Source organism: Bacillus sp. GMa5/1, assembly GCF_050172015.1.
In the GTDB taxonomy this organism is placed as follows: Bacteria; Bacillota; Bacilli; order Bacillales; family Bacillaceae_G; genus Bacillus_A; species Bacillus_A cereus.
The window spans coordinates 1-9,102 of sequence record NZ_JBNLYC010000158.1 but is presented as its reverse complement, the minus strand read 5'-3'; the positions used below and the strand labels follow the sequence as shown (position 1 = coordinate 9,102).

The window sequence follows — 9,102 nt, the reverse complement described above, 5'->3', positions numbered from 1 at the left end:
TTTAAAGAACTATACTAAAATGATACACTATAATCTACGTTATTTTTGAAATGAATAGAGGGATTTGTGTGATAGATAAAATTAAAAATGCTGTAGAGGATATGTACGAAGATGAGGCTAAAGATTTACTTCAAAGTATTCTCATACAGTTAAACTTATTAGAAGAAAACTACAGTGAAGATACAATTAAAAATTTGATGGATATTCCGAAACAATTAACGAGTAATCCTACTTATAAAAGGAATGTAAAAGAAAGTGCGCACGTACATATTGCTTTTGATGATTCAACGGCTGGTTGCTTAAAATATATGTTAAGTCAAGAAGAATTATTTGAAGAGAGTGTTGTTGCTTTTTCGGAATTCTTTTCAATTGGACCGATATATAGGTTGCATACGAATGAGGGGCAACTAGCAAGACAGAAGTGGTTAATAAATAACTTAACTGCTTATGATAGTTATTTTGAAGAAGAATATTTATCAAGATTTATAGCAACTATAGAAGAACTACATACTATTCCTGTTGAAACGCCTATTACAATTTGGAAGGCTGATAATGCACATGAACATGTAGGCCTAAGTTTTGTAATGGCACAATTAAAGGATAAGAAAAATATTCGAGTTATTAATACGTCTGAAGCAAGTAGAGAAATATTAAAACAAGAGTATGATATTCGTGGAACGGGAGAATTACCACCTGAAAGTTTAGCTCTATTCCAAAAAAGTTTTATAAAGCTACCTTATTTAACTGAAGAGAAGCGCATGAAGTTTGAAAATGAGTGGGATAGATTATCGGAAAGCATAGAATGTTTAAGAGTTTGGAAAGAAAATGAAGTGCATTCTGTACAGGAAGATTATTTTGATCAATTTATAATTGAATGCGCGAAAAGTGTGGGTGCTGATCGAGAGTTCCTTAAAGCTCCTAGAGTAATTGGTGAAGCACTTGGTCTTGTTGAACAGTTAGTTGGAGATACTTTCTTAGAATATCGCTTGAAACAATTAATTAAACAAGAAGTATTTGAATTTGAAGGTTCGTTAGATGAAATGCGTTTTTATAGTGTGAAGTTAAGGAAATAATAAACACATTCTATTTTTGAAAGGCTCGTATTTTTAATAATACGAGCTTTTTAAGTTGAATTTGGGCTATACATAAGCTTCCCAGAGAGGGCATATCACATATGAATGGTAAAGGTAATGAATGAAAAGAAGGTGATTTGTTAATATGTATAACCAACAAAATTATCCATATGATCAAGCGATGTATTATAATCCACATGACTACGGGTATGAACCTACAAATGAAGTGAGAGATATTGAACAAGAAGATTACAGACCAGATGATGCAGAAGATGCTCCAACGTCACCACCTCCGTCACAAGCGCCGTCGTTACCGTCTACATTTGCTTCTCCAGCACAACCAGGTAATATGAAATCATGGATGTGTAACTGTCTAGGAAGATGGGGCTATTTACGCTTACATCGTCCTGGTCCTTTCGGAAGAGATTTATGGTTCTTCCCGACTGAAGTGAGAAGAAATGGAGTGTCAGGTTACACGTGGCAAGGTGGTCGTCGTCGTAAAGTAAGTTATCGCTATCAACAAATTAGTAATTTTATGTGCTTCGCATAAAGAGAAGTGGGAGAGTGAAACGATTTTACTCTCTCACTTTTTTATTTTTCAATATACGAAGTAAGATTTTGATTAAAAATTTACAATTTTCACGTTTTTATTAGAGTATAATGCATATGTTGGGTTGATTTTCAAAAACAAATGAGAGTGAGGGAATACAATGTCAATGAAAAACAAAGTTGGGTTAAGCATAGAGGATGGCATTAATTTAGCTTCAGCTCAGTTTAAAGAAGATGCGTATGAAATTTATAAAGAATCGCGAAAAAAACAACCTATATTATTTGTAAACCAAGTTGAAATCGGTAAAGAATGGCTCATTACTAGATATGAAGATGCTCTGCCACTTTTAAAAGATAATCGTTTAAAAAAAGATTGGACAAATGTGTTTTCTCAAGATATAAAGAACATGTATCTTTCCGTTGATAATAGTGACCACTTAACAACGCATATGCTAAATTCAGATCCACCTAACCACAGTCGTTTACGATCTTTAGTTCAAAAAGCTTTTACACCGAAGATGATTGCACAATTAGACAAAAGAATTGAGAGAATAGCAGATGATTTGATAAGTGATATAGAGCGAAAAGGTACATTAAATCTTGTGGATGATTATTCATTTCCATTACCGATTATTGTAATAAGTGAGATGCTCGGTATTCCAAAAGAAGATCAAGCGAAATTTAGAATTTGGTCTCATGCTGTTATTGCATCACCAGAAACACCTGAAGAAATAAAAGAGACCGAAAAACAACTATCTGAGTTTATTACATATCTTCAATATTTAGTTGATATTAAACGAAAAGAGCCAAAAGAAGACTTAGTGAGTGCTTTAATACTTGCAGAGAGTGAAGGGCATAAACTTAGCGCTCGGGAACTATATTCAATGATAATGCTATTAATTGTAGCAGGACACGAGACGACAGTGAATTTAATTACAAATACGGTATTAGCACTTCTTGAAAATCCAAATCAATTACAGTTATTAAAAGATAATCCAAAACTAATTGATTCGGCTATTGAGGAAGGATTGCGTTATTATTCTCCAGTTGAGGTTACAACTGCAAGATGGGCAGCGGAACCTTTTCAAATTCACGACCGAACAATTGAAAAGGGAGATATGGTTGTCATTGCCTTAGCTTCTGCAAATCGTGATGAAACTGTATTTGAAAACCCAGAAGTATTCGATATTACTCGGGAAAATAATCGTCATATTGCCTTTGGTCATGGTAGCCATTTCTGTTTAGGCGCTCCACTTGCGAGGTTAGAAGCAAAGATTGCTATTACTACTTTGTTTAATCGAATGCCTGAACTACAAATAAAAGGGAATCGTGAAGAAATTAAATGGCAAGGTAACTATTTAATGCGTTCTTTAGAGGAATTGCCTTTAACTTTCTAGAATAGTTAAAAGGAGACATGCATACATCGAAAATGATTTACATAGAGTATGTATGTGTTATTTAAATTCGAAACGGAAGGGTGAAAACATCCCAATGATCAACTAATTCTATTTGTAAGAGATCTTCGTTAAAAAACGAAATATTCTTCTGAATAGGGTTAGTCTGTACATTTATAGAAAAGGGATGTATTTCGCTCTGCGAATATATAGTCTTTTTATATGATTTGTGCTGCCTCCTGTTCAGAACATGAAATAGGAGGCTTTTTTATGTCGACAAATGTAGTAACGAAACAAAACAATGGGGTATCACAAGTATTAAAAAATCGGTTTGTTCAAGGGATTTTAGCATCAGCATTATTTTTACAAATAGGAATATGGGTTCGAAACTTTGCGGTATTACTATATGTAATGGAAATGACAAAAGGTGATGCTTTTGCTATTTCGATGATTTCAGTTGCTGAATTCGCTCCAATTTTTATTTTTTCATTTATTGGCGGTACTTTTGCTGATAGGTGGAAGCCAAAGAAAACAATGATATGGTGTGAAACGTTAAGTTCCATTTCAGTATTCGCTGTATTAATTACGCTTATGTTTGGAACGTGGAAAATTGTGTTTTTTGTGACACTCATCTCTGCAATCCTTTCACAGTTTTCACAACCATCTGGAATGAAGTTGTTTAAACAACATTTATCAACGGAACAAATTCAATTAGCAATGTCTATATATCAAACGATATTTGCAATATTTATGGTATTAGGACCAATACTAGGGACATTTATCTTTCATAGTTTTGGAATTTATATTTCAATCATCATAACAGGTATTTCGTTTTTACTTGCGGCAGTTGTATTGTTATTCCTTCCGAAAGATCTTGAAAACGACGTAGAAAAGAAAGGTATCACTCTGTTGCAGGAGATGAAGGATGGTATTAAGTATGTCAAAAAGAAAAAAGCATTAACTTTGCTAGGGCTTTGTTTTATGGCTGCAGGACTAGGTATAGGATTAATTCAGCCATTAGGTATATTTATTGTGACTGAGCAGTTAGGATTATCAAAAGAGAGTTTACAGTGGCTACTAACAGTAAATGGTGCGGGAATGATTGTTGGCGGAGCATTAGCAATGGTATTTGCGAAAAACGTTGCTCCGCAAAAGATGTTAATTATCGGTATGCTTGGTCAAGCAATTGGTATTGGCATTATAGGATATTCTACAAATTTATGGGTGACACTTACAGCGCAGCTTTTTAGTGGTTTAGCTCTTCCTTGTATCCAAATTGGTATTAATACGCTTATTATTCAAAATAGCGATACCGATTTTATAGGTCGTGTAAATGGTATTTTAAGTCCGCTTTTTACCGGTTCAATGGTAGTAACGATGAGTATAGCTGGCTCATTAAAAGAGATGTTCTCATTAAGTATGATGTATGAAGGGACGGCTTTACTTTTTATAATTGGATTATTGTTTATTTTACCTATATACAATTTAAAGCCAGTAATAGCGGTAGAAAGTGAAATAAGTGGTAAAGGAAGTGCTATACAAAATGAATCCTAATCCAAATGTTAAATACCCTATTGAAGGCAATCAAAACGTTCAATTTATAAAAAATATAATAACAAAACCTAATATACTTGTTGGTGACTATTCTTATTATGATGCGAAAGATGGAGAAACATTTGAAGATCGAGTATTACATCATTATGAATTTCTTGGAGATCGCCTTACTATTGGAAAGTTTTGTTGTATTGCATCTGGAGTTAACTTTATTATGAACGGAGCCAATCATCGGATGGATGGATTTTCGGCATATCCATTTAATATATTTGGAAATGGGTGGGAGAAGTATACACCTAGTTTGTCTGATTTACCTTATAAAGGTGATACAGTTATAGGAAATGACGTTTGGATTGGTATGGATACAACAATTATGCCTGGAATAAAAATAGGGGATGGTGCAATCATTGCAGCTAAATCTGTTGTGACTAGAGACGTCGCACCATATACAATTGTTGGTGGAAACCCTGCAAATAAAATAAGAGAGAGATTTTCAAATGAAATAATTCAAGAATTATTGCAAATTCAATGGTGGCATTTTGATATTGAAAAAATAACTGGAAATATTGATGCTATTGTACGCGGAGATATTGAACCATTAAGAAAGCTAAAAAGGGAATGAAAAATGGATGACAAATAGTATCATACCTCCGAATTTTGTTAATGATAATAGAACAAGGAGGTGTGATACTATGGCACAAGACGTTTTATGTGAAGTAAACAACTGTAAATTTTGGGCGAACGGTAATAAATGTAGTGCAGAGGCAATTTACGTAGTAAGTCATAAAGGTAAACATGCATCTACAACGGAAGAAACAGATTGCAAAACATTTGATCCAGAAGTGTAAATTCTTTAAGGGTAGCCAAATCGTGGTTGCCCTTTTATTAATGATAGTATTGATAATAAATATCATTTTCATTCACTAATTTTAGCTTTTTTTGTTATTTTTTCATATTTTCTTCATAAGTGATGTAATCCAACTCAATTCATGTTCAATTCGTGATTTACTAAATTCAATGACTTCAGTAATAAAGGCTGAGGTAACCTCTAGAGACTGAATAGCGGTAAGTTGACTATGTAGTACGTTTTGACGTACAGTCAAAATCTCTTTTCTAGCTTCATATTCAAGTTTTTCAAATAGCGCGATACGAACAAGAAATTCTGCATTATTTGTCGCAAGTTTTTCGGGAAACTCTCGTAACATTTCAGAAAAAATTTCTTCTCCTGTTTCTGTTATATCGTACATATTTCGGTTTGGTTTTCCAACTTGTTTATGTATTTTTTTCGTTATAGCACCCATATTTTCAAAGCGCCGAAGGGCAGGGTAAAGCATGTTGTGATTTAATTCAAAATTCTCACCTAAACGATTTTGAACATTTTTTTTGATTTCATATCCATGTTTTGGTCCGGTCGTTAATTCTGCTAGTAGTAAAATATCAACGTACATAAAAATCCCCCTTATATATTTCTCAAGTTCTCTAATGAAAAATCCCCTTTAGTATATGTTAAAATAACATATGATAGTTTATACAACTTTGAACTGCCGACCTATCACTTTTATTGTAAAAGAAAAGGGAGGAAAGAACTATGGCTTCACCTGAAAATGTTATTTTAGTTCATGAAATTTCAAAGCTGAAAACAAAAGAAGAATTATGGAATCCATATGAATGGTATCGTTTGATGAGGGATAATCACCCAGTTCATTATGATGAAGAGCAGGATGTATGGAATGTTTTTTTATATGATGATGTAAATCGTGTTTTATCAGATTATCGCTTATTTTCAAGTAGAAGGGAGCGCAGACAATTCTCAATCCCTCCTTTAGAAACTAGAATAAATATAAACTCTACAGATCCACCAGAACATCGCAATGTACGTTCCATTGTTTCTAAGGCATTTACTCCAAGAAGTTTAGAACAGTGGAAACCTCGAATACAGGCTATCGCAGATGAACTTGTACAACATATCGAAAAATGTAGTGAAGTTAATATCGTTGAACAGTTTGCTGCACCTTTACCTGTTACCGTTATTTCTGATTTATTAGGAGTCCCAACAACAGATCGTAAAAAAATTAAAGAATGGTCTGATATTTTATTTATGCCGTATAGTAAAGAAAAGTTTAATGATCTGGATGCTGAGAAAGGGATAGCATTAAATGAATTCAAAGCATACCTTCTACCGATTGTTCAGGAAAAGAGATATCATTTAACCGATGATATCATTTCTGATTTAATTCGAGCTGAATATGAAGGCGAAAGATTAACCGATGAAGAAATTGTAACCTTTTCATTAGGTTTACTAGCAGCTGGGAATGAAACCACTACAAATTTAATTATTAATAGCTTTTATTGCTTTTTAGTAGATTCACCTGGAATTTATGAAGAGTTAAGAAAAGAACCTAACTTAATTTCAAAAGCGATTGAGGAAGTATTACGCTATCGCTTTCCTGTTACATTAGCCCGGAGGATTACAGAGGATACAAATATATTTGGTTCTTTAATGAAAAAGGATCAGATGATTGTTGCGTGGGTTAGTGCAGCGAATTTAGACGAGAAAAAATTTTCACAAGCCTCTCAATTTAATGTACATCGAACAGGAAATGAAAAGCATTTAACCTTTGGGAAAGGTCCTCACTTTTGCTTAGGAGCACCACTTGCACGTTTAGAGGCTGAGATTGCATTAACTACCTTTATAAATGCTTTTGAAAAAATAGAGCTATCTCCATCTTTCTGTTTAGAAAAATGTATATTGGAAAATGAACAAACATTAAAATACTTACCTATTCGATTGAAAGCTAAATAAAAATCTTAACAAGGTGCATACATTTGCATCTTGTTTTTTGTTTCTCAATTGTGAGTTTTCGGTAATCACCTTAATATGGAATTGTATAAAACGTAGAGGAGGATTCTTATGTTGACTTGTAATGGAAGTAAATCATTTCAAAAGTTTATTAAAGGTGTTACAGATCTTATGGAAAACGGTTTATTTGAAGAAGAAATAGTGTGTGGCATTGAAAAGTTACTAGAAGAACTTTTAGAAAAGAAAACATGGCTTCCGTTAGATAAACAGAAGGCCAATTTGACTCAATATGCACGACATTTATTGTATGAAGATCCGCTCAAACGTTTTGAAGTACTAGCTCTCGTATGGAAAGATGGACAATCTACACCTTTACATGATCATGACGGCACATGGGGAGTAGAAGGCGTTTTTTCAGGAAGGATTATGGTGCAGAACTTTATACAAACGAAACAACTTGGAAATTCACTTGTTTATTTAACACATACAGGAAATCTTTATTTGGGAGAAGGAGAAACAGATAAAGTAATTCCACCAGCGGATTGTCATATTCTTGAAATTAGCAAAAATGAAAGCGTTATTACGATTCATGTCTATGGAAAACGGTTAGAAAAGTTTAAAGTATATATCCCAACTGAAGAAAAAAATGTGTACATGTGTGAGACAAAATACATTAGTTATAATTCATAGTTTAAAATCCAAAGCTTTTTTAAAAAGAAAAGCTTTGGATTTTATTTTTAATTATTTCTTGACCTGAAACGCTTTTCATAAATTATAAATAAGAAGTACCTCACGAGGATTGTGTGAAAACGATACCTAATAATTAATTAGAACTCGTGTATTTATAGAAAGTGGTGAAGAAATAATGAAATTAATCGCAATTGATTTAGATGGAACTCTTCTTTCGGGGAATAAAATGATAAGTAAAGAAAATGCAGAAGCAATTCGAACATGTCAAGAAGCTGGCCATGTTGTAGCAATTTGTACAGGACGTTCAATTGTTGACATTGAGCGATTATTGTTAGAAGTTGATTTAGAGTGTCCAATCATTGCAGAAAATGGTGCTCTTATATATAAAGATAAAAAAATGATGAAGAGATATCCAATTCAAAATATGCAGGCACTTGAAATTGTAGAATATCTTGAAGAGAATGGTTTATATTATCAGCTCTATACTGATAAAGGTGTGTATGTACCGGATTATGGAGTAGAGAGTGTACGTAATGAAATTGAGCATGTGAAGAATTCAAAAGAAAATTTCGACTTGAAAGAGTTAGAAACAATCGCAGCATTATATCTTGAGCATACAGCGTTTCATAGTGCGGAAAGTTGTAAACCAATTGTAGAAACAGATATACATGTGCATAAACTATTACCATTTTCTTATGAAATTGAGAAATTAAAAAAACTCAAAGAAACATTTCTTCATAATACAGATTTAGCAATTACATCTTCATATTGGCACAATTTAGAGATTAATCATCGAGATGCTCAAAAAGGGAATGGATTATATACTTTAGCAGAACATCTTAATATTCCGGTTGAAAACACTGTAGCGATAGGTGATGGGCTAAACGATGTTTCTATGATGGAAAAAGCGAACATATCAATTGCAATGGGGAATGCAGTAGAAGAAATAAAAGCAATGTGTAAATACGAAACGTTATCAAATGAAGAACATGGTGTGGCACATGCTTTATATAAATATGTAATGTAATTAAAAAAGAAAAAA

The 9,102-nt window shown here is 33.1% G+C and carries 10 protein-coding genes; 9 read left to right on the top strand and 1 reads right to left on the bottom strand.

The features are described 5' to 3' along the window. Positions 1-68: 68 nt before the first annotated feature. From ACQGSG_RS23540 to ACQGSG_RS23515, 6 genes are all read left to right on the top strand, one after another. Positions 69-1,073, top strand: coding sequence for a DUF1835 domain-containing protein (locus tag ACQGSG_RS23540; protein ID WP_000565683.1), 1,005 nt, complete (start codon positions 69-71; stop codon positions 1,071-1,073). A gap of 145 nt (positions 1,074-1,218) precedes the next feature. Next, positions 1,219-1,623 carry a hypothetical protein gene (locus ACQGSG_RS23535; protein WP_000282680.1) on the top strand — a complete coding sequence of 135 codons (405 nt, stop codon included), beginning with the start codon at positions 1,219-1,221 and terminating at the stop codon, positions 1,621-1,623. A 160-nt stretch (positions 1,624-1,783) separates the two neighbouring features. Then, on the top strand, positions 1,784-3,019 hold the full coding sequence (locus ACQGSG_RS23530) for a cytochrome P450 family protein (protein ID WP_000062127.1): 1,236 nt from the start codon (positions 1,784-1,786) through the stop codon (positions 3,017-3,019). Between the two features lie 267 nt (positions 3,020-3,286). Further along, positions 3,287-4,570, top strand: a complete 1,284-nt coding sequence (locus ACQGSG_RS23525) for an MFS transporter (RefSeq protein ID WP_048567665.1) — start codon at positions 3,287-3,289, stop codon at positions 4,568-4,570. Then, positions 4,560-5,192, top strand: coding sequence for a Vat family streptogramin A O-acetyltransferase (locus tag ACQGSG_RS23520; protein ID WP_098289905.1), 633 nt, complete (start codon positions 4,560-4,562; stop codon positions 5,190-5,192). Before ACQGSG_RS23525 ends, ACQGSG_RS23520 begins: the two co-directional genes overlap by 11 nt. Before the next feature lie 70 nt (positions 5,193-5,262). Continuing rightward, positions 5,263-5,418 (top strand): DUF1540 domain-containing protein, encoded by a 156-nt coding sequence (locus ACQGSG_RS23515; protein WP_000046095.1) that lies wholly within the window; start codon positions 5,263-5,265, stop codon positions 5,416-5,418. Positions 5,419-5,520: 102 nt separating this feature from the next. On the opposite strand, the gene ACQGSG_RS23510 is transcribed toward ACQGSG_RS23515, so the two are convergent. Continuing rightward, positions 5,521-6,018, bottom strand: coding sequence for a PadR family transcriptional regulator (locus ACQGSG_RS23510; protein WP_000289122.1), 498 nt, complete (start codon positions 6,016-6,018; stop codon positions 5,521-5,523). A gap of 140 nt (positions 6,019-6,158) precedes the next feature. On the opposite strand from ACQGSG_RS23510, the gene ACQGSG_RS23505 reads away from it, so the two are divergent. The 3 genes from ACQGSG_RS23505 (at position 6,159) to ACQGSG_RS23495 (ending at position 9,087) form a co-directional block, all read left to right on the top strand. Beyond that, a complete protein-coding gene (locus ACQGSG_RS23505) occupies positions 6,159-7,373 on the top strand; it encodes a cytochrome P450 (RefSeq protein WP_000168014.1) in 1,215 nt (404 codons plus the stop codon). Positions 7,374-7,481: 108 nt separating this feature from the next. Further along, positions 7,482-8,060 carry a cysteine dioxygenase family protein gene (locus ACQGSG_RS23500; RefSeq protein WP_000954437.1) on the top strand — a complete coding sequence of 193 codons (579 nt, stop codon included), beginning with the start codon at positions 7,482-7,484 and terminating at the stop codon, positions 8,058-8,060. Between the two features lie 175 nt (positions 8,061-8,235). Continuing rightward, positions 8,236-9,087, top strand: coding sequence for a Cof-type HAD-IIB family hydrolase (locus tag ACQGSG_RS23495; protein ID WP_000766385.1), 852 nt, complete (start codon positions 8,236-8,238; stop codon positions 9,085-9,087). Positions 9,088-9,102: the final 15 nt, after the last annotated feature.

Bases quoted from the DNA above. Each gene is read 5' to 3' on its own strand.
- ACQGSG_RS23535 (WP_000282680.1), top strand. From the start codon at position 1,219: ATGTATAACCAACAAAATTATCCATATGATCAAGCGATGTATTATAAT.
- ACQGSG_RS23530 (WP_000062127.1), top strand. From the start codon at position 1,784: ATGTCAATGAAAAACAAAGTTGGGTTAAGCATAGAGGATGGCATTAAT.
- ACQGSG_RS23525 (WP_048567665.1), top strand. From the start codon at position 3,287: ATGTCGACAAATGTAGTAACGAAACAAAACAATGGGGTATCACAAGTA.
- ACQGSG_RS23520 (WP_098289905.1), top strand. From the start codon at position 4,560: ATGAATCCTAATCCAAATGTTAAATACCCTATTGAAGGCAATCAAAAC.
- ACQGSG_RS23515 (WP_000046095.1), top strand. From the start codon at position 5,263: ATGGCACAAGACGTTTTATGTGAAGTAAACAACTGTAAATTTTGGGCG.
- ACQGSG_RS23510 (WP_000289122.1), bottom strand. From the start codon at position 6,018: ATGTACGTTGATATTTTACTACTAGCAGAATTAACGACCGGACCAAAA.
- ACQGSG_RS23505 (WP_000168014.1), top strand. From the start codon at position 6,159: ATGGCTTCACCTGAAAATGTTATTTTAGTTCATGAAATTTCAAAGCTG.
- ACQGSG_RS23500 (WP_000954437.1), top strand. From the start codon at position 7,482: ATGTTGACTTGTAATGGAAGTAAATCATTTCAAAAGTTTATTAAAGGT.
- ACQGSG_RS23495 (WP_000766385.1), top strand. From the start codon at position 8,236: ATGAAATTAATCGCAATTGATTTAGATGGAACTCTTCTTTCGGGGAAT.